We start from the raw sequence: 19,053 nt of genomic DNA, 5'->3' as shown, positions 1-19,053 counted from the left end.
TGCCGCGTCATTCAAGAGGAGTGACGCGACATCGATGGCAGCTAGCCTGAGATCACTCTTGAGCTCGCTCAGCGCAGGTGGCTGGCGAATGAGGATCTGTCGATACGGATATGCATGCCAGCGGCCTTGACGGGGTGGCCTTCGGCATCCCACGTCACTACCCGCCCGCGCGAGATGAGCAATACCCAATCAATGGCATCCGCCGCCTGATCCTCGTCATGCCGACTCGCCGACGATGCCGCATGGCCCTCGCCGCCTTGCGGCTCGATGCCCGGTTCAACCGTTAGATCAGAATGCGCATTGCAGCCCATGCTTTCGATGTGCCGCAGATCCTCCTCTCCCGGGGCGCGCATGCGGTACTGACATTCGAAGGTATCGCCGAAGGTGGTGAACACGCGGTGACGCAGGACATGCACGGCTTCCAGGTCATCAGGATGGATCAGCCGATCAAAGTCCAGCTCGCGCATCACCAGCGGCTCACGCCCTGTCGCTCCCAGCATCCGCCACAGATTGGGGTGAATGTGGATGATGCACCCGGGAATATCCATCTCCCACAGACTGTCGCCACTGGCTTCCAGGGAGTCGAGCAAGCGCCGCTCACTGGCCTGGAGTTCCTGCTGGGTCTGGCGCAGACGTCGGTACATCTCTTCCGCCGTATGATGGGCATCATCCAGCTCGACGATACCGCATTGCCCGGGAGACTCGATCTCCGCCCCCATGCCGATACGATGCAGGCGATCCCTGAGCTCTGCCAGCGGCACGGACAGATGGCGACTGATGTGGTGGGTGCGCCAGCTCATCAGCAGGAAGAAGCTCAGATAGAAGAGAATCAGGCCGCCCACCAGCGCCATGCCGACCAGTTGAAAATTGCGCCCGATCTCGGCGGTACGCGAGAAGACGGCCGACTCCTCCACCATGCTCAACATGATCCAGTCATTGCTGCTCAGACGCTCCCAGGCCACCTTGAAGGGCTCACCATTCACCAAGACGCTTGCAGAGCCACGACGCTGCCCGAGGATCTGCTCGGACAGGGTGGCGAAGACGGGATGCCTGGACAGCTCCATCTGCGCCGGCCGCAGCACGTCCTCCTCCTGGAGAATGCTGACGTCCGGCTGCTCGACCGGTGCCAGAGAGAGCAAAGATTCGCCTCTCGACGGCACCGCCAGTGAGCGCCCCTTGGCATCGTAGAGCATCGCGAAGCCGCTCCAGGGCAGTTCCATGGCCAGAATCTGGTTGACGATGACATCCAGGGTCATGTCGATGCCTACCACACCGAGAAATTCGTCACCGTCGTAAAAAGGCGTGACGGCAGACGTCATCCAGCCATTGGCGGCGGGGTCCTGATAGAGATCCGTCCAGACGGTGTGGCGCTCGGGATTCATGGCCGGTGCGGCCAGGTAGAAGAAGGAGAAGTCTCGGCAATCGTGATCGGGGGGCAACAACTCGACGAGATCCACATAGGGATAGATTCGCACAGAGCAGTTCGCCAGCGTCACGAAGGTCTGGATGACCGCGGGATGGGTCGAGACGATATTGCGCATCAGGGGGTCCACGGCCGTCATTCGCAATGCCAGTGGCACATCGATCTCGATATCAGGCAGCACGGCATGGAAGCCACTGGCCTGATCCCCTTCATCCCTCTGGCTGGCCCAGGCGCCACTGCGCTCGAATCCATGCCGAGCCGCTTGCTTCGCACTGACGGGAGAAGCACTGTCGAGTCGAATCATGCGGGCCTGTGCCGCCATGCCGGTGGAGAGATCCTGTATATGTTCCAGCTGACGATTGAGGCTCTTGGCCTCGCGCAGCATGGCCAGATTCAACTCACTGCTCGACTGCGCCTGAAGGTAATTCAGGTTGGCATCACGTATCTCGTCGTTGGACAGGAAGTACACCGCTACCAGCGCCGTCTCTACCAGCAGCAACGGGATCATGGTACTGGTAAACAGCGCGCGCCAGACCCATTTCTTGATGGTGATGGGGGTACGTTGAATTCCCGGCATTGGCGGATTTCCTGATTCCTCCATAAGTGAATCGAGTATGCGCCTTCTCTTGCCTATAGGTGGACTTCGCGCTTCAACGCTCAAACATGTCCAAAAGGTCAGACCTTGGTGTCAGGACTGCGGACAGGCGGCCAAGGCTTTGCTAGGATGCTCGCCCCCAAGGAGGCTGCATGCTTTACAACTACGGTTCCATCAATATCGATCACGTCTACCGGGTCCCTCATCTGGTTCGCCCCGGTGAAACTCTGGCGAGTCACTCCTTCCGTCAGGTATTGGGCGGCAAGGGGGCCAACCAGTCCCTCGCTCTGGCACGCGCAGGCGGAGATGTCACCCACTGGGGACGTCTCGGCAATGCCGACCGCTGGGCACTTGAGCCATTGGAGAGCGCCGGTGTCATCACGTCTCAGGTCGAACTGAGCGCCAGCGCCAGCGGTCACGCCATCATTCAGGTGGATGATCACGCCGAGAACAGCATCATCCTTTACCCTGGTGCCAATCATGGCTTCACCGACGAACACCTCTCCGAGCTGTTCTCCGGAGTCACCCAGGGCGATTGGCTGCTGCTTCAGAACGAGTGCAATGCGCTTGGCAAGGTCATCGAGATGGCGCATGCCAAGGGCATGAAGATCGCCTTCAACCCGGCGCCGATGAGTGCTGAAGTGCTGGATCTCCCGCTGGAGCATTGCCAGGTGCTGTTCTTGAACCGTGGCGAAGCGGCGCAACTGGTCGAGCTGGAAGAAAGCGCACCGGTCGACACGCTGCTCAATGCCCTGCATGAGCGCCTGCCCGCCACCGAGGTCGTGCTGACTCTGGGCAGCGAGGGCGTCTGCTATCAGCTGGGCGAGCAGCGCATCCAGCTGCCTGCCCATCGCGTGAAGGCGGTGGATACCACCGCTGCCGGCGATACCTTCATCGGCTATTACCTGGCCAGCCAGATCGATGGCATGAACATCGAAGACAGTCTGCGTCGCGCCAGCACGGCCTCCGCACTCTGTGTCAGTCGTGAAGGCGCCGCTCCCAGCATTCCGGGCAGCAGCGATGTCGCTGACGCCCTGGCTAAGTGGCCCCCCCTGGACGCATTGAGCAACTGAACGATCACCCCCTTGAACCGGACAGGTCTGAGCCTTTCCTGAGGGTGAGGCTCAGCCCACGGCACGCTGATTGAGGTGCCGATGGCACCGGTTCATGGCTTTATCGGCAAGAGGACATCATGAAGACTCCCATCATCTTTGATACCGACCCGGGCGTTGATGACGCCCAGGCCATCGCCATCTGCCTGGCACATCCGGACATCGAATTCCTCGGCATGACGACCACCTTCGGCAACGTCACCATCGAGACCGCCACGTCCAATGCGTTGTTGCTGGGGGAGCTGGCGGGCCAGAATATCCCGGTCGCACAGGGTGCTGCCCAACCGCTGGTCAAGGACAAGTTCCCCGCACCGGCGCACATCCACGGCGCCAACGGCCTTGGCAACATGGATATCCCGGAGCCCAAGGGCAAGGCGTTGCCCATCAGTGCACCGCAGTTCATCGTCGAGCAGGTCAATGCGCGTCCGGGCGAGATCACCCTCGTCGCGGTAGGCCCGCTGGGCAACCTGGCAACCGCCCTGCAACTGGACCCGAGCATCATCACCAAGGTCAAGCAGGTGGTCGTGATGGGTGGCTCCATCCGTGAAGGCGGCAACGTCTCTCCGGTCGCGGAAGCCAATATCTTCAACGACCCGCATGCCGCCTCCAAGGTGCTCACGGCAGGCTGGCCGCTGACCATGGTCGGCCTGGATGCCACTCACCGCTGCGTGCTGTCCCCGGCACATGTCGAGCGCATCCGTGTCGCGCAAGGTGCCCTGGGCGAGGTGCTGTCCGGCAGCTATCAGTTCTACAAGGCCTTCTACCAGGAAGCTCGTGGCATCGATGGCTGCTGTCCGCACGACAGCTGTGCCCTGGCCTGGCTGATGAAGCCGGAGATGTTCACCGTCGAGCGTGGCCACCTGAGCGTCGAAGTCGAAGGGCTGGCGGAAGGCCAGACCCTGTTCGCGCCGCAAGGACGCGAGTTCCTCGGCAATCAATGGTCCCAGACGCCGTTGGTCGACGTCTGCGTCAATGCCAACGGTGAGCAGGTCGTCGAGTGGATCACCGACGTGCTGACCGCCAAGGCTTCCTGAGCCTGTACTCCCGATATCACGTGACGCACCGCGGGTCATGACGATACCGGCTGGCCCCCTGCAAGGCATGCCTTGCGGGGGGTAGCCAGTCTGCGTGATGCCTCGCCTGCTCTCCGCTTTCTATTGCCTCTCTCGTTTCTCTCGTCTTTCGCCTCTCCCACCTCGTCGATGACAGTGTTGTGGGTAGGATCGATATCTGTGTGAAGACAAAAGATAACGGTATAATATGTAGATGCCTGCAGACGCAGACAGATCGCACACTGCCAGGCCATGCTCAGCGTATGCGCGTTATCTGATAGGCTATCGGGGACGCACGACCTGCCATCCAGATGCAGTCTTCAGAATTCCATGGAGCGTTTCATGCCCTCATCGACTCTCATGCCCGCCATGCGTGCACCGTCTCAGCTCTGCTCCGAGGGCTCGGCAGACAACGCCTGTCAGTATGACTGTCTCGTCTTCATCGGCCGCTTCCAACCCGTTCACCATGGTCATGTCGCGATCATGGAGGAGGCCCTGCGTCGTGCACGCCAGGTCATCGTCCTGGTGGGGTCTGCCTGGCAGGCGCGTTCCTTGCGCAACCCTTTCACCTTCGATGAACGCACCAACATGATTCGCAGCTGTTTCGGGGAGGATGCCAATGCCCGACTGGAAATCGTGCCGCTGCTGGATGCTCTCTACAACGACGATGTCTGGGTGCGGGATGTGCAGCGCAAGGTGCGTGACATCGCACGCCCGCAGGCCAATCGCATGCCACGCATCGCCTTGATCGGGGCCACGCATGGCAATGACAATGCACGTTCCAGCTATTATCTGAGTCTGTTCCCGCAGTGGGAATCCGTGGCAGGGCCTTACCACGAGGGCATGGTGGCGAGTCATATCCGCGATGTGATCTTCAGCGAGCGGGCCAGAGTCGAGGACTGGCTGGACAACGAGGGACTGGAGTTGCTGCCCGGCAGCGTCGCAGAACATTTGCGCGGCTTTCTGGAGGAAACGGCATGGCAAGGTCTGGTCGAGGAGCGTCGACTGCTCGAGCAGTATCGCGCGGCATGGAGTGACGCGCCCTATCCTCCCCTGTTCATCACGGTCAATGCGGTCGTCGTGCAATCAGGGCATATCCTGCTGACCACCCGACGCGCGGCGCCTGGCAAGGGGCTTTACGCCTTGCCCGGGGGCTTCGTCCAGTCGCAGGAGCGCCTGCTGGATGCCTGCCTGCGCGAATTGAGAGAACGCGTGCGGCTCAAGGTGCCAGAACCTGTCCTGCGCGGCTCACTGCGTGGGCAGCGTCTGTTCGATGAGCCTCATCGCAGCTGGCGCGGTCGCACGCTGGCAGAGGCCTTCTATTTCGCACTGCGCCCGGAGCAGCAGCTACCGAAACTGCGCAGCAGTGGCAAGGACAGCGAAGAGCAGGCTCGCTGGGTGGCACTGGCAGATCTGGAGCCTGACACCTTGTTCGAAGACCACTTCTTCATCATCCAGAACTTTCTGGGCTTGCATGCGGGGCAAAGCAGTTTCTGACTCGCCGATAGAGACAGCTTTGCCAGACACGACAACGGCAGGCCATTGGCCTGCCGTTGTCGTGTCTGGGTGTGGCCTGTCAGGCCTGAAGGAAATCTCGCGGCAGATTCATCAGCTGCTTCCACAGCTTGTCAATCCCCGGCTTGTGAACCAGTGAGCAACGATAGAGACGAATCTCCAGCGGAATATCCCAGGCGTCATTGCCGGCTCTCACCAGCTTGCCACTTTCCAGCTCATCCCGGATGCAGAAGTCCGGAATCCACGCCATGCCCACTCCCTGCAACGCCATGCCCTTGAGTCCCTCCGCCATCGCCATTTCATAGACGGTGCGCAAGCGAAGCCGCAATGGATCATTCTTGAGCAACATCTTCACGCTGCGCCCCAGGAACGCTCCCTGTGTATAGGAGAGCAAGGGAATCGCGTCCTGACTGGTTTCGCTCTGGCCGGTCAGCGGGAAGCGTGGCTCGCCGTTCTCCAGCGGCACGCAGACCGGCAGCATGTTGACCTTGGCCACCGAGAAGGAGGGGAATGCCTCTGCATCCAGCTGCATGCTGGCGTAAGGGTCGTAATACGCCAGCATCAGATCGCAGTTGCCCTCACGCAGGGCATGGATGGCATCGCCGACATTCATGGCGGAGAGCCGCGTCGGCAACTCCCCCAGCCCTTGCTGAAGGCGCGAGATCCACTTGGGGAAGAACGCCAGCGCCAGCGAGTGTGCCGCCGCGATGTCCAGCGTCTCGTTGGCCATCCCAAGCCCCCGTAGATGGGCCAGACATTCGGACAGCTGCTCGGTCAAATTGCGCGCGGTCACCAAGAACAACTGTCCTTCCGGCGTCAGGCTGACAGGCGTGGTCGAACGATCCACCAGCGTGGTGCCCACGGCCTGCTCCAACGCGCGAATTCGACGGCTGAAGGCTGGTTGGGTCACATGTCTGAGGCGAGCCGAGGTGGAGAAGCTGCGCGTATTGGACAACGCGACGAAATCTTCCAGCCATTTTGTTTCCAGGTTCACCCGAACTCCCATCGATATCGATCATGCCGGCAATATGCGTGAAAACCGGTCATGTAGCGCCTTGTCTCTGGCAGTGAGCTTCACGGGGGAGAATCACTACCTTCGTCGTATGCATTTGACGTATACGGCAGCGGCGATAGGCATTGGTCGTCGGGGCATCCTGCTGGTTACCCTTGTCCACCTCACCGCGCTTCAAGCGCAACAGTGTACTTCAGCCAGGAGTTCCGCCCAAGTGAACAGTGCCTCGGAAACCGCTCAGAACGCCATGCCATCTTCACAGCCCGACCTCAGCCATGCAGAGCAGGAGGCATTGGCAAACGGTTTCCGCCTCGAGAAGGATCTACTGGGACGCGAGCCGGTCCCGACAGAGGCCTATTACGGTGTCCAGACCCAGCGTGCACTCAACAACTTCCATCTGTCCGGCGTGCCGCTGTCCCACTTCCCGCGTCTGGTGGAAGGCCTGGCATTGGTCAAGGCCGCTGCCGCGGAAGCCAATCACGCGCTGGGCTATCTCGAGACACGTGAGCACGATGCCATCCAGCATGCCTGTGCACGCTTGATGAATGGCGATCATCACGATCAGTTCGTGGTCGACATGATCCAGGGGGGGGCCGGCACCTCGACCAACATGAATGCCAACGAGGTGATCGCCAACCTCGGGCTGGAATATCTTGGCTATCCGAAAGGGGATTACCAGCACCTGCACCCCAACAATCACGTCAACATGGCGCAGTCCACGAATGACGCCTATCCGACGGCCATTCGTGTCGGCCTGCTGCGCAGCCACTCGATGCTGGTGGATGCGCTGAGCGAACTGGCCAATGCCTTTGCCAGCAAGGCACTGGAATTCGATGATGTCGTCAAGATGGGGCGCACCCAGCTTCAGGATGCGGTGCCGATGACGCTGGGCCAGGAATTCCGCGCCTTCGCCAACACCCTGCGCGAAGATGTCGAGCGCATCGCCAACCTCAACGAGTTGCTCAAGGAAGTCAATCTGGGGGGCACGGCGATCGGCACCGGCATCAATGCCGATCCGCGCTACAGCGCCTTGGCCATCGAGGCATTGGCACGTCGTTCCGGCATCGACTTCCGTCCGGCGTCGGACCTGGTCGAGGCGACCAGTGACATGGGGGCCTTCGTGCTGTTCCACGGCATGCTCAAGCGCCTCGCGGTCAAGCTGTCCAAGATCTGCAATGACCTGCGCCTGCTGTCTTCCGGCCCGCGCACCGGCTTCAACGAGATCAACCTGCCGCCTCAGCAGCCGGGCAGCTCGATCATGCCGGGCAAGGTCAATCCGGTGATTCCGGAAGCCGTCAATCAGGTCGCCTTTGATGTGATCGGCAACGACACCGCGCTGACCATGGCGGCGGAAGCCGGCCAGTTGCAGCTCAACGTGATGGAGCCGCTGATCGCCTACAAGCTGCTGGATTCCATCCGCCAGCTGAGCCGAGCCATGACCATGCTCAAGAATCGCTGCGTGATCGGCATCACGGCCAATCGGGATCGCTGTGCGGAGCTGGTCAACAACTCCATCGGCCTGATCACTGCCCTCAACCCCTACATCGGCTATGACAACGCGACCCGCATCGCCAAGGAAGCCCTGGTCAGCGGTCGCAGCGTATTGGAGCTGGTGCGCGAGGAAGGCCTGCTGGATGAGGCGCGCCTTGAAGTACTGCTGTCGCCGCAGGCGATGACACGGCCGCGCCAGATGAAGGATTGAAGCTGCAGCAGCGTTCCGATGACTCATCACGGGTTATCCTTGCGCCAAACCGTGGCGTAATCTGACGCGCAGACTGAAATGAAAAACGCCGCGCCCAGGCCTGAAACCTGAGCGGGGCGTTTGTCTGCAGGATAGCGGCAAGACAAGTCGCTTCTCTATCCTCTTTCCTCTTTCCTCGCTTCTCTCCACTGTCACGCTGCTATCTGGCCTGCCCTGCTGGATCCTGCCGAGTCGTCCTGTTGACCCGAGGGTCACGCGGGTAGAAGCGCTCGGGCTGCGCTTCGACGTGGTCAAAGTGCTTGGTGTTCTTGTAGGGCATCTTCATGAAGCCCGACACCCCCAGTCCGGAAATCAGTGGTACGGCGGCCAGGATGACATCCAGAAGATGCGCGAAATCGGCTTCACGCCCGGGGTCGAGCAGACGGTAATAACTGTGGATCTTGAGATGATGCGGCAATGCCTCGAAGATCAGCATTCCGGTGTGATGGATCTGGTTGAGTTCCGACAGCGCGTTCATGATCTGTTCCGGCAGGGCCAGAAACTCCTCGGGATCCGGGCCATCCTCGAAATAGGAGTGCACTCGTGATTCATCCTCCAGCTCCGGAACGGCGCTGACTTCATAGGGAAAGCGGAGTGCCTCACGCCGGGGGGAGGCTTGCGGCAGCGTGAAGGCGTCCTCGGGGTCGTCGCGCTCCAGGTGCAAGGTATCACGCGCATTGAACAGACAGGCCTTGAACACCCCCTGTCGGTAGATGGCACGCGCCAGCGCCACCATGTTGTTGACCGCTACCACGAAGGCGGCCTTGAGCGAGGGGTCATGCAGGTGCAGCGCCGTGTCCACGAAGATGCCCTGCGGCTCCCAGCGGATCGCCAGTCCCCCGACGATCGGATACTTCCCCAGCCGGCTCACGGCGGCCAGAAAGGCTTTCTCCGTATCTCCCATGCCCTGCATGAAGTTCTTGTAATAGCGATCCAGCTGGACGTCGTTGACGGCATCCAGCGCATTGGCGTGGTCGCCGTCTTCGTGGTTGGCCTGCGCACTGTCCATGCCATCGATCTCGAAGGCTTCCCGCAGAAAGGATTTGCGCGAGGTATAGACGACGGTGTCGATGTCGCGGGCGGCAGGCCTCACCCAGACGGGAAGCAGAGAGGGTATCGGCGATGACGGCAGTTCCGGCATGACCAGACGAGCCATTCTTGGCATCTCGCGCAGGAAGTAGTCACCCGCCTGCATTCGCAGCATCGGGTCTTCCGCCAGCATGCCATCCAGCATGCGCGCGAACTCCCGTGGCAGTCCCAGCGAGGTTGCCGGGATGGCCCGCACGCCGAAGCGACACGACTGCCCTGACGCCAGTGCATAGAGTGTCGCGGCCACGCCTTGCTCATCGAAGCGAGGCGAGGACAGCGCGCCATTGAGCTGTTCCTCGCCGATGAAGTAGACATCGCCCAGTCGCGCGTTGGTCTGCTGCAGATCATCCGACATCAGCTGCATCACATTGGTCGTGAGGTATTGCATGTGCTCGTCGAGTTGCGCGAAGACGGCACTGCCCCAGTCGATCAATGCCACCTGCTCACCCTCGGCATCGAAGACCAGGTTGGACGGTTTGATATCCCCGTGCACCACCGCGGGCGTACCGGGGCTTGCGGATGACCCACGCAGCGACTTGAGAATCCCGGCAAGCTGACTGGCGACCCTGATCACCAGACGCGGTGACATGCGGCCATGCTTGAGCGAGTACTCCTCGAGATTGATGCCCGGCGCGCGCTCCATGACCAGTATCGACTGGCGGCGAACGCGCTGGTAACTGATCAGGCGCGGAATCAACGGATGCGCGACTTGGTCGAGCATGAAGGCCTCTTCCTCCAGACGGTCCTGCAACGCCTGAGGCAAGGTGACCCGCGTGAACTTGAAGACGTGCTCCTCTCGAATGGCCGTACCTTCACCAGGGCGCCACCCGGCAAACACGAAGCCATAAGCCCCCTTGCCGACCAGATGGATTTCGCGATAGCCCAGCCCCTCGAGCTGGGCAACGCACAGCGCCACCCAGTCCTTGAGCTTCTTGGCATCATGATGCGAGAGCAGGTAGATGGACTGCTCTTCCGGGATATAGAACTGTTGCAGGCGCTCATGGGCGCGCGTGTCACTCATGGACAAGCGCCTCCCTCATCGAACCCCGTCATGCCAGCGACAGCAGCATCTCATCCGGATGCTCCAGATAGTGCTTCCACAGATTGCTGAAGCGAGCGATGGTACCGCCATCAATGATGCGGTGATCCCCGGCCCAGGTGATCGTCATGATGTCGCGCGCGCAGACATTGCCATCGACATCGAAGCGCGGCAGCCGCTGGGTACGACCGAGGGCCACGATGGCGACCTCGGGCTGATTGATGATCGGGGCCGCATAGGTGCCGCCCAGAGCACCAATGTTGGAGATCGACAGCGTGCCACCCTTAAGATCCGCCTGCGGGACACGACCATTGCGTGCCGCCTCGGTCAGTCTGGCTACCTCGCGCGCGATCTCGAGGATGCTCAGCCGTTCGACGCCCTTGACGTTGGGCACCATCAGGCCGGCGGCACCATCGACAGCCATGCCGATATTGCAGCTTGCGTGATAGAGCACCTGGCTTTCATCGTCACTGAGACTTGCATTGAGAATCGGCTCTTCAAGCACCGCCAATGCCATCGCCTTCATGATGAAGGGCATCAGCGTCAGGCGAGTCCCCTCCTTGTCGGCCCGTGACTTGAGACGCACGCGCAGCGCGAGCAGCTCCGTCACATCGAGCTCATCTCCGTAATGGAAATGGGGGATCTGGGTGCTGGATTGCACCATGCGTCGGGCCATGACGGCCGCCACGCCCTTGAGGGGGACCTGCCTGGCTTCCAGCCGCGCTGCACGTGGCTCGTGCGACTCGCACGCCACCGGCTCGGCCACCGCCACATCGGGGGACACCGCAGCCGCGGGGGCCACGTCCCGATGGCGTTGATCTGCAGGAGATGCTGTCGGGCGATCTGACGTACCAGCAGCCACGGAATCACGCGCGAGATAGACGAGCACATCCTCTTTCAATACCCGGCCGTTGCGACCAGAGCCCGCAATGGCGCTGATGTCCAGCGCATGCTCGCGCAGCAGACGACGAACCGCCGGTGTGGCAGGAATGCGCGCCTGGGCCGGGGACATGCCTGAGGCACAGGCAGACGGAGCGTGCTGTGCTGCAGCCGTCGCCATCCCTGCCTCCTTGACTGCCTCGTGCGCCACGCCAGATGCCTCGTCGGCCGTGTCATCGCTGTCAGGCACATAAGCGTACAAGGGGGTATGGACACGGGCGTTCTCCCCCTGAGCGTAATGGAAGCGCACGATTCGCCCGGGCTCGGAGGCCGTGATCTCGACCAGCGCCTTGTCTGTCATCACATCGACGATCGTCTGGTCTTCCTCGACCTTGTCACCCTCGGCCACATGCCAGGTGACCACCTCACATTCGACGATGCCTTCCCCGATGTCCGGGAGGATGAAATCACGCGAACGTCGTTCACTGACAGCCTCTCCAGCGGCCTGATCCGCGCTGTCGGCGCCCGGCGCCTTCGCTCCGGACGGGGCGTGATCGCCAGACGGCGCTACTTGTCCATCTGCCCCACCTGCTTCACCTGCCCCACCCTTCCCATCCGACTCACCCGCCTCATCCACCGCAAACAGCGGTGCATGCACCCGGGCAATCTCGCCCTCCCGACAATACAGACGAACCACGGTGCCTGCGTGGGGCGCGGGAATTTCCACCAATGCCTTGTCCGTCATTACCTCGGCGACCGCCTGATCTTCCTCGATCACATCGCCTTCCTTGATCAACCACTTGACCAGCTCGCACTCGACGATCCCCTCGCCGATATCGGGCAGGATGAAATCATTCATGGCACACGTCACTCCCTGCAACTCATCACGTAAACACAAGCCGTCACCTGGACATGAGCGGTCTCGACATCATCGAGCCTCCGTCAGCAATTCCAGGTCCGTGCTCAGTCATTCAGGCTCAGTCATTCGAGCTCCATCATTCGGGCTCAGTAATTCAGGCTCTGCTTGATGGCTTCGTATATCTTGAGCTCGTCCGGCAGGTGCTCCTTCTCGAGCACCAGCGGGAACGGTGTGTCCAGACCGGTGACGCGACGTATGGGCGCTTCCAGATACAGGAAGCAACGCTCTTGCACGGTTGCCGCTATCTCGCTGGCGAAACCTCCCGTCAGCGGTGCTTCATGACTGACCACCAGGCGACCCGTCTTGAGCACGGATTGACATACGGTCTCGAAATCCCAGGGCAGAATGCTGCGCAGGTCGATCACCTCGCAGTCGATACCGTCCTGTTCGGCCAATGCGGCCGCCTTCTCGATGACCTCCATCTGGGCTCCCCAGCCCAGAAGCGTGATGTCACGGCCTTCACGGATGACCTCGGCGACGCCCAGCGGCAGCTCATAATCCGCTTCCGGCACCTCGCCCACGGAAGCGCGATAGAGACGCTTGGGTTCCATGAACAGCACGGGATTGGGGTCACGGATCGCCGCCAGCAGCAGACCTTTCGCCTGATGGGGGTTGCGCGGGATCACGATCTTGAGCCCGGGGGTATGCGCAAAATAGGCTTCAGGTGACTGGGAGTGGTAGAGCCCGCCGGCAATGCCCCCGCCATAGGGAGTTCGAATGGTCAGTCCGCCGACATTGAAGAGATCCCCGGAGCGGTAACGGAACTTGGCCGCCTCGTTCACGATCTGGTCGAACGCCGGGAAGATGTAGTCGGCGAACTGGATCTCGGCGACCGGGGTCGAGCCCTGCGCCGCCAGTCCATTGGCGAAGCCGATGATCCCCTGTTCCGTCAAGGGCGTATTGAAGCAACGCTCACGGCCGTACTTGTCCTGCAGATGACTGGTGGCACGGAAGACACCGCCGAATACGCCGACGTCCTCACCGAACAGCACCACCTGAGGGTTGGCCGCCATCGCGATGTCCAGCGCGTTGTTGATGGCCTGCAGCATGTTCATCTGCTTCTTGCCTGAGCTCGCGCCGGCTGTCTCACCCGATGCGGGAGTGACGTCGTGACGGGCAGTGGTCGGAGTCGAATCGCTCATGCCGGCTGGCCTCCCTGCTGACGCTGCTGATGGGCCTTGCGGCTCTGCTCGATCTCATCGGCACTGAACCCCATGCTGCTGGCCCCCTTGGGATAGGCATGCGGGTATTTGCGGATATGCTGCTTGAGGTCTTCCATCTGCGCTTCCAGCAAGGGGGGCGGCGTGTCATAGACATCAGTGATCAGACTCTCCAGCGGAGGCGGAGCCAGTTTCTCGGCGCGCTTCATCGACTCGAGCACCTCTCGGCGCAGTTGATCGCCGGTAGCCTTCTCCTCCTCCTCGCTCCACCAGCCCTGGGCCTCAAGCCAGTGTCGCATGCGCAGGATGGGATCCTTGTCGCGCCAGATGGCCTCTTCCTTCTTGCTGCGATAGCCCGAGGGGTCATCAGAGGAGGAATGCGCGGCCAGGCGATAGGTCATCGCCTCGATCAATACCGGCTGATTCGTCTCGACGGCGATCTTGCGCGCCGCCTGGGTGGCTTCGTAGACGGCAATCACATCGTTGCCATCCACGCGGATGCACTGCATGTGATAACCGAAGGCGCGCGGCGCGATGCCATCTGCAGCGAATTGCTCGCAGGAGGGTGTGGAGATCGCGTAGCCATTGTTGCGGCACAGGAAGATGCACGGCACACGATGCACCGAGGCCATGTTGAGGGCCGCATGGAAATCCCCTTCCGACGCGGCACCCTCTCCGAAGATGGTAATGGTGCATTGCCCCTTGCCCGCCAGCTTCTGACCATAGGCGTAGCCGGTCGCCTGGGGAATCTGGGTCGCCAGCGGCGATGAGATGGTCATGTAGTTCAGATCACGCGAGCCGTAGTGGATCGGCATCTGGCGTCCCTTGCCGTAGTCGCGTTCATTGCCGAACATCTGATTCATGAATTCGTCACAGCTGAACCCACGCCACGCCAATGCGCCCTGCTCGCGATACTGGGCCATGATCATGTCGTCATCCTGCAGCGCGGCCGCACTGCCGATCACCGTGGCTTCCTCACCCGTGCATTGCATATAGAAGCTCAGACGCCCCTGACGCTGGGCAGCCAGCATGCGCTCATCCAATACCCGGATGAACAGCATGGTGTGATAGATCCTGAGCGCTTTCTCGCGCGTGAGACTGACCTCTTTCCCCCCCTCATGCAGCGAGCCATCCTGGCGCAGACGCTGGAAGAGAGGAATGCAGAGCTCATCGCCGGTCATGAAGGCGATGCGATGCAGGACGTTCGCGGTTTCAGGCGCCAACTGCCGGGAAGTGGGAAGTGACGTCAACTCGGGATGTGCGGTCGGTTCAGAGCCCGACGCCATCGTGTCAGCCTTCACTGCGTCCGAGGCTGAGGCCCTGGCTGCACTCGCAGACGATGTAGAGGCGGCCGCGGGGGCCTGTTCACGAGTGGCGGGCTCACTGGTGGAGCCATCGCCCTTGCAGGAGCCGGTGGTTCTTGTATGGGACATGCGCATCATCCTCTTTACCGATCAGGTGCCTGAGGCCCCCGCCCGCTCCTTTTGAGAGCGAGCAGGCAGATGGTCTGGCTGAGCCACCCCGGGAATGCAGAGAGAAGCGCTGCGAGGAGGACTCGCGATGCAATACGCTCTCCGGCAATCGCCGATGCGACGTGGTTTCCGTCATGCCTCGTTGCTGTCAGCGTAGTCGAGGTTGTCCAGCCAGCGCTAGAAAGTTGACGTTAACGTAAAAGATAGGTGATTGCAGTGAATAGTACTGCCTGAGCGCTACATCTTTGGTGGAACGATTCGCGGCATGAGCTTATGCAGGATTGGTATGGAAACGCAGAATCCTGCAATGGGACCGCAAAATTACGACTAAAGATGCAAGGGGAGCACTCAGGTGGACTGGTAATCTTCCCGCACTAAAACGGTGCCTCAACTTGCGACACCCCCTATCAAGCAGCGCTCGGGTTCTCCTGTGTGCAATGAGCGATCGAGATCGCGACCTCGAATAAGGACAACCACATGAGTGACACTTCACGTCCCAATCTCTGGCGCCGCCTGCCGCTATGGCAGAAGATCCTCGGTGGCCTGGCGCTGGGTATCCTTGCCGGCGCTCTCATGGGTGAGAACGCCAGTGTCTTCAAGCCGCTGGGCGATATCTTCATCAATGCCATCAAGATGCTGATCGTACCTCTGGTATTCAGCACCCTCGTCGTCGGTATCACCTCGATGCGTGACCCTCAGAAGATGGGACGCATCGGTGGTAAGACCATCGCGCTTTACCTGCTGACCACGGCCTTCGCGATTGCCATCGGCATGCTGGCGTCTGCCATCTTCCAGCCGGGTGCCGGTTTCGAATTCAGCTTCGACAAGGCCATGGAAACCAAGGAAGCACCGTCTCTGGTGCAGATCCTGGTGGATCTGGTGCCCAGCAACCCCATTGATGCGCTTGCCAATGGCAACATCATGCAGATCATCGTCTTCGCCATCGGGATCGGCGTCTCGCTGATCATGATCGGCGACAAGGGCGAACCGGTCGTGCGTGTCTTCGACAGCTTCGCGGAAGTGATGTACAAGCTGACCGAGTTCGTGATGGCCTTCGCCCCGTTCGGGGTCTTCGGCCTGATGGCACATGTCTCCGGCAACTACGGCATGGATGTGCTGCTGCCGCTGGCCAAGGTCATCGCCGTGGCGTATCTGGCGAGCATCGTGCATGTGCTGGTGGTCTACTCCGGCCTGTTGGCGACACTGGGCAAGCTGAACCCGATGCGCTATCTGCGCGGCATCGTCGATGCGCTGGTCGTGGCGTTCTCCTCGGCCTCAAGCTCCGGCACCCTGCCGATCTCGATTCGCTGTGCCCAGAAGAATCTGGGCGTCACGGAAGGCGTGTCTGGCTTCGTGCTGCCGGTAGGCGCCACCATCAACATGGACGGTACCGCCATCTATCAGGGTGTCGTGGCGCTGTTCATCGCGCAGATGACCGGAATCGAGCTGTCGATGATGGATTACGGCATGATCGTGCTGACCGGTACCCTGGCCTCCATCGGCACGGCGGGCGTTCCCGGCGCCGGGCTGATCATGCTCTCCATCGTGCTCAGCCAGGTGGGTCTACCGCTGGAAGCGATCGCCGTGATCGCCGGCATCGACCGCATCCTCGACATGGCGCGCACCACCGTCAACGTCGCGGGCGACCTGATGGTCACCACCCTCGTCGGCAAGTCCGAGAAGGAACTGGATCTGGAGATCTACAACGCGCCGCACAAGCAGTGACGCCACCAGGAGTGCTTGCGACGTCTTTCGTCCGATGGCTCAGGTGACATGTCACATAGGACATGCCACTCATGAAACACCCCAGCCGTACGATCAGTGGCTGACACGAAGAAGCCCCGCTCATCGAGCGGGGCTTCTTGTTTCGTCAGGAGTCTCTCGCCATTTCCTCTCAGGCTGTCGCCTCCGGCGGGGAATCGCGCAGCTCGCGCCTCAGCACCTTGCCGACATTGGTCTTGGGCAGGTCATCGATGAACACCACATGGCGTGGCACCTTGTAACTGGCCAGCTCCTTGCGCGACCAGTCTCTCAGCGCATCCGCCTCAAGCTCCGCACCGTCCTTGAGTACCACATATAGCTTGATGGCTTCCCCGCTACGTTCATCAAGAACCGATACCGCAGCGGCCTCCAGGACATCCGGATGCCGCACGATCACATCCTCGACCTCGTTGGGATAGACGTTGAAGCCGGAGACGATGATCATGTCCTTCTTGCGATCGACGATGCGCATATAGCCATCGTCCTGGAAGACCGCGATGTCACCGGTGCGCAGGAAGCCATCGGCAGTGAAGCTATCCTTGGTCGCCTGCTCACGCTGCCAATATCCCTTCATCACCTGCGGCCCCTTCACGCACAGCTCACCGGGCTCTCCCATCGCGACAAGCTCGCCCTCTTCATCGTAGAGACGCACCTCCGTCGAGGGCATCGGACACCCGATGGTGCCCAGCTGGATGGCGTCCAACGGATTGAACGACACGATCGGCGAGGTCTCGGTCATGCCGTAGCCTTCGGAGATATCACTGCCGGTGACCCGCTTCCACTCTTCAGCCGCCTTGCGCGTCAGCGCCACGCCTCCCGAGGTGGTGATCTTGAGCTTAGAGAAATCCAGTGCCTGGAAGCCGGGATTGTTGCACAACGCCACGAACAAGGTGTTGAGCCCCACGAACATGGTGAAGTCATGCTTTTGCAGCGTCTTCACGAAGCCCGGAATGTCCCGCGGATTGGGAATCAGCAATGAATGATTGCCCTCGCTGAGCATGCAGGCCAGATGAATGGTGAAGGCATAGATGTGATAGAGCGGCAGAGGTGCCACCAGCGTCTCATTCCCGGCCGAGAGCCCCTGGGTCAGCGCCATCTTGCCCTGCAGCATGTTGGCCAGCAGGTTGCGATGGGTGAGCATCGCCCCCCTTGCGACGCCTGTGGTGCCTCCGGTGTATTGCAGGACGGCGACATCATCGAGTGCCAGTGTCGGCCGCTCCCAACGCTCGGCCTTGCCCTGCGAGATGGCCTGACGCAGCGGGATGGCATCCGGCAAGCGATAACTCGGCACCAGCTTCTTGACGTGCTTGACCACGGCATTGATCAACAGGCGCTTGAGCGGTGGATGCATGTCGCCCAGTTCGCAGACCAGCACGTACTCAAGGCCGGTACGCTCGCGTACCCGCTCCACCTTGTCGGCCATGTTGGCCAGCACCACCAACGCCCGTGCGCCGGAGTCATTGAACTGATGCTCCATCTCGCGCTCGGTATACAGCGGATTGGTATTGACCAGCACCAGCCCCGCACGAATAACGGCGAAGGCCACCACCGGGAACATCAAGGTATTGGGCAACTGGATGGCGACCCGATCGCCCGGCTTGAGATCGGTCTCGTGCTGGAACCAGTCCGCCAGCTGGCGACTGGAAGTTTCGAGCTCTTCAAAGCTCATGGTGCGGTCCATGCAAGTGAAGGCCGGCCGCTGGGCGTGGGTGCGACAGGCGTTCTCGAACATGTCCATCAGGGAATCAAGGCCGGTGAAGTCCACTTCCCGCGAGGAGCGCAGGCACGACATGCCGCTCATGTCGCCTGTCGTTGGCTGTGCTCTCGAAGCGTCGGGCGAGGCATCTGCCACGTGGGAAGGATCTGTAGTCACGTCGTTAGTGGACTTGCCTGACTCATCGGGTCGAGCCGCTAGGGGATCATGCATGGCGTTGCTCCTTGAACAGTACGTGGGGCGCTCGGCGTCACTGCCCCCGCTACCTTGTTGTTGTAAGACGTTGTTGTAAAACGTCGTCGCGCGACTACGTCGTAAGACATCGTGGTGAGGCGCTGCTGGGGCTCCGTCGGGTGGGTGTCAGCCTGTGGGCTCTTCACTTTCGACAGCATAGCCGCAAACCCATGCTGCGCGCCGTTGGCGGAATCGATGGACCTGCCAGCATTGGAACATACGTACGTTTGATATTACCTTGCGACCTTGGTGACATGCGCAGGCTGGCTCTGGAGCAGGGAAACAGCCCTGAGCCCAAGGAGGAAACAGCCCTGAGCCCAGGGAGGAAACAGCCCT

12 protein-coding genes are annotated in these 19,053 nt (G+C 61.1%); 5 read left to right on the top strand and 7 right to left on the bottom strand.

All coding sequences use genetic code 11. The features are described from left to right. Positions 1-68: 68 nt before the first annotated feature. Complete coding sequence (locus tag ACZYGA_RS07045; RefSeq protein ID WP_479398699.1) at positions 69-2,000, bottom strand: PDC sensor domain-containing protein; 1,932 nt, start codon at positions 1,998-2,000, stop codon at positions 69-71. Positions 2,001-2,170: 170 nt separating this feature from the next. Here ACZYGA_RS07045 and ACZYGA_RS07040 point away from each other — a divergent pair, with 170 nt between their 5' ends. The 3 genes from ACZYGA_RS07040 to ACZYGA_RS07030 all read left to right on the top strand — a co-directional run bounded on the left by ACZYGA_RS07040 (position 2,171) and on the right by ACZYGA_RS07030 (position 5,679). Beyond that, on the top strand, positions 2,171-3,091 hold the full coding sequence (locus ACZYGA_RS07040) for a ribokinase (RefSeq protein WP_404625508.1): 921 nt from the start codon (positions 2,171-2,173) through the stop codon (positions 3,089-3,091). 119 nt (positions 3,092-3,210) lie between these two features. Continuing rightward, entirely contained in the window at positions 3,211-4,164 is a 954-nt protein-coding gene (locus ACZYGA_RS07035; RefSeq protein WP_077376524.1) for a nucleoside hydrolase, read from the top strand. A gap of 387 nt (positions 4,165-4,551) precedes the next feature. Next, on the top strand, positions 4,552-5,679 hold the full coding sequence (locus tag ACZYGA_RS07030) for a bifunctional nicotinamide-nucleotide adenylyltransferase/Nudix hydroxylase (protein ID WP_404625681.1): 1,128 nt from the start codon (positions 4,552-4,554) through the stop codon (positions 5,677-5,679). Positions 5,680-5,758: 79 nt separating this feature from the next. Here ACZYGA_RS07030 and ACZYGA_RS07025 read toward each other — a convergent pair whose 3' ends face one another. Then, complete coding sequence (locus ACZYGA_RS07025; RefSeq protein ID WP_077377372.1) at positions 5,759-6,691, bottom strand: LysR substrate-binding domain-containing protein; 933 nt, start codon at positions 6,689-6,691, stop codon at positions 5,759-5,761. Between the two features lie 265 nt (positions 6,692-6,956). On the opposite strand from ACZYGA_RS07025, the gene ACZYGA_RS07020 reads away from it, so the two are divergent. Beyond that, the gene (locus tag ACZYGA_RS07020) at positions 6,957-8,411 is read left to right on the top strand and encodes an aspartate ammonia-lyase (RefSeq protein ID WP_417286258.1); all 1,455 of its coding nucleotides are present in this window, start codon (positions 6,957-6,959) and stop codon (positions 8,409-8,411) included. Between the two features lie 199 nt (positions 8,412-8,610). On the opposite strand, the gene ACZYGA_RS07015 is transcribed toward ACZYGA_RS07020, so the two are convergent. The 4 genes from ACZYGA_RS07015 to ACZYGA_RS07000 form a co-directional block, all read right to left on the bottom strand. Then, on the bottom strand, positions 8,611-10,560 hold the full coding sequence (locus ACZYGA_RS07015; RefSeq protein ID WP_404625505.1) for a serine/threonine protein kinase: 1,950 nt from the start codon (positions 10,558-10,560) through the stop codon (positions 8,611-8,613). Between the two features lie 28 nt (positions 10,561-10,588). Then, a complete protein-coding gene (locus tag ACZYGA_RS07010) occupies positions 10,589-12,316 on the bottom strand; it encodes a dihydrolipoyllysine-residue acetyltransferase (protein ID WP_479398697.1) in 1,728 nt (575 codons plus the stop codon). A gap of 146 nt (positions 12,317-12,462) precedes the next feature. Beyond that, on the bottom strand, positions 12,463-13,431 hold the full coding sequence (locus tag ACZYGA_RS07005; RefSeq protein WP_084209720.1) for an alpha-ketoacid dehydrogenase subunit beta: 969 nt from the start codon (positions 13,429-13,431) through the stop codon (positions 12,463-12,465). Between the two features lie 83 nt (positions 13,432-13,514). Beyond that, positions 13,515-14,717, bottom strand: a complete 1,203-nt coding sequence (locus ACZYGA_RS07000) for a thiamine pyrophosphate-dependent dehydrogenase E1 component subunit alpha (RefSeq protein WP_404625679.1) — start codon at positions 14,715-14,717, stop codon at positions 13,515-13,517. Positions 14,718-15,485: 768 nt separating this feature from the next. Here ACZYGA_RS07000 and ACZYGA_RS06995 point away from each other — a divergent pair. Further along, positions 15,486-16,733 (top strand): dicarboxylate/amino acid:cation symporter, encoded by a 1,248-nt coding sequence (locus tag ACZYGA_RS06995; RefSeq protein WP_417286255.1) that lies wholly within the window; start codon positions 15,486-15,488, stop codon positions 16,731-16,733. Positions 16,734-16,902: 169 nt separating this feature from the next. On the opposite strand, the gene ACZYGA_RS06990 is transcribed toward ACZYGA_RS06995, so the two are convergent. After that, positions 16,903-18,570 carry an AMP-binding protein gene (locus ACZYGA_RS06990; protein WP_404625501.1) on the bottom strand — a complete coding sequence of 556 codons (1,668 nt, stop codon included), beginning with the start codon at positions 18,568-18,570 and terminating at the stop codon, positions 16,903-16,905. Positions 18,571-19,053: the final 483 nt, after the last annotated feature.

It is taken from the genome of Cobetia sp. BL01, from assembly GCF_056493605.1.
Note: the sequence above shows the minus strand (reverse complement) of the source record. Positions and strands in the feature narration are given on the sequence as shown.

What these genes read in the sequence shown, in the direction of transcription:
- ACZYGA_RS07045 (WP_479398699.1), bottom strand. Translation starts at nt 2,000, where the DNA reads ATGCCGGGAATTCAACGTACCCCCATCACCATCAAGAAATGGGTCTGG.
- ACZYGA_RS07040 (WP_404625508.1), top strand. Translation starts at nt 2,171, where the DNA reads ATGCTTTACAACTACGGTTCCATCAATATCGATCACGTCTACCGGGTC.
- ACZYGA_RS07035 (WP_077376524.1), top strand. Translation starts at nt 3,211, where the DNA reads ATGAAGACTCCCATCATCTTTGATACCGACCCGGGCGTTGATGACGCC.
- ACZYGA_RS07030 (WP_404625681.1), top strand. Translation starts at nt 4,552, where the DNA reads ATGCGTGCACCGTCTCAGCTCTGCTCCGAGGGCTCGGCAGACAACGCC.
- ACZYGA_RS07020 (WP_417286258.1), top strand. Translation starts at nt 6,957, where the DNA reads ATGCCATCTTCACAGCCCGACCTCAGCCATGCAGAGCAGGAGGCATTG.
- ACZYGA_RS07015 (WP_404625505.1), bottom strand. Translation starts at nt 10,560, where the DNA reads ATGAGTGACACGCGCGCCCATGAGCGCCTGCAACAGTTCTATATCCCG.
- ACZYGA_RS07010 (WP_479398697.1), bottom strand. Translation starts at nt 12,316, where the DNA reads ATGAATGATTTCATCCTGCCCGATATCGGCGAGGGGATCGTCGAGTGC.
- ACZYGA_RS07005 (WP_084209720.1), bottom strand. Translation starts at nt 13,431, where the DNA reads ATGAACATGCTGCAGGCCATCAACAACGCGCTGGACATCGCGATGGCG.
- ACZYGA_RS07000 (WP_404625679.1), bottom strand. Translation starts at nt 14,717, where the DNA reads ATGACCGGCGATGAGCTCTGCATTCCTCTCTTCCAGCGTCTGCGCCAG.
- ACZYGA_RS06995 (WP_417286255.1), top strand. Translation starts at nt 15,486, where the DNA reads ATGAGTGACACTTCACGTCCCAATCTCTGGCGCCGCCTGCCGCTATGG.
- ACZYGA_RS06990 (WP_404625501.1), bottom strand. Translation starts at nt 18,570, where the DNA reads ATGAGCGGCATGTCGTGCCTGCGCTCCTCGCGGGAAGTGGACTTCACC.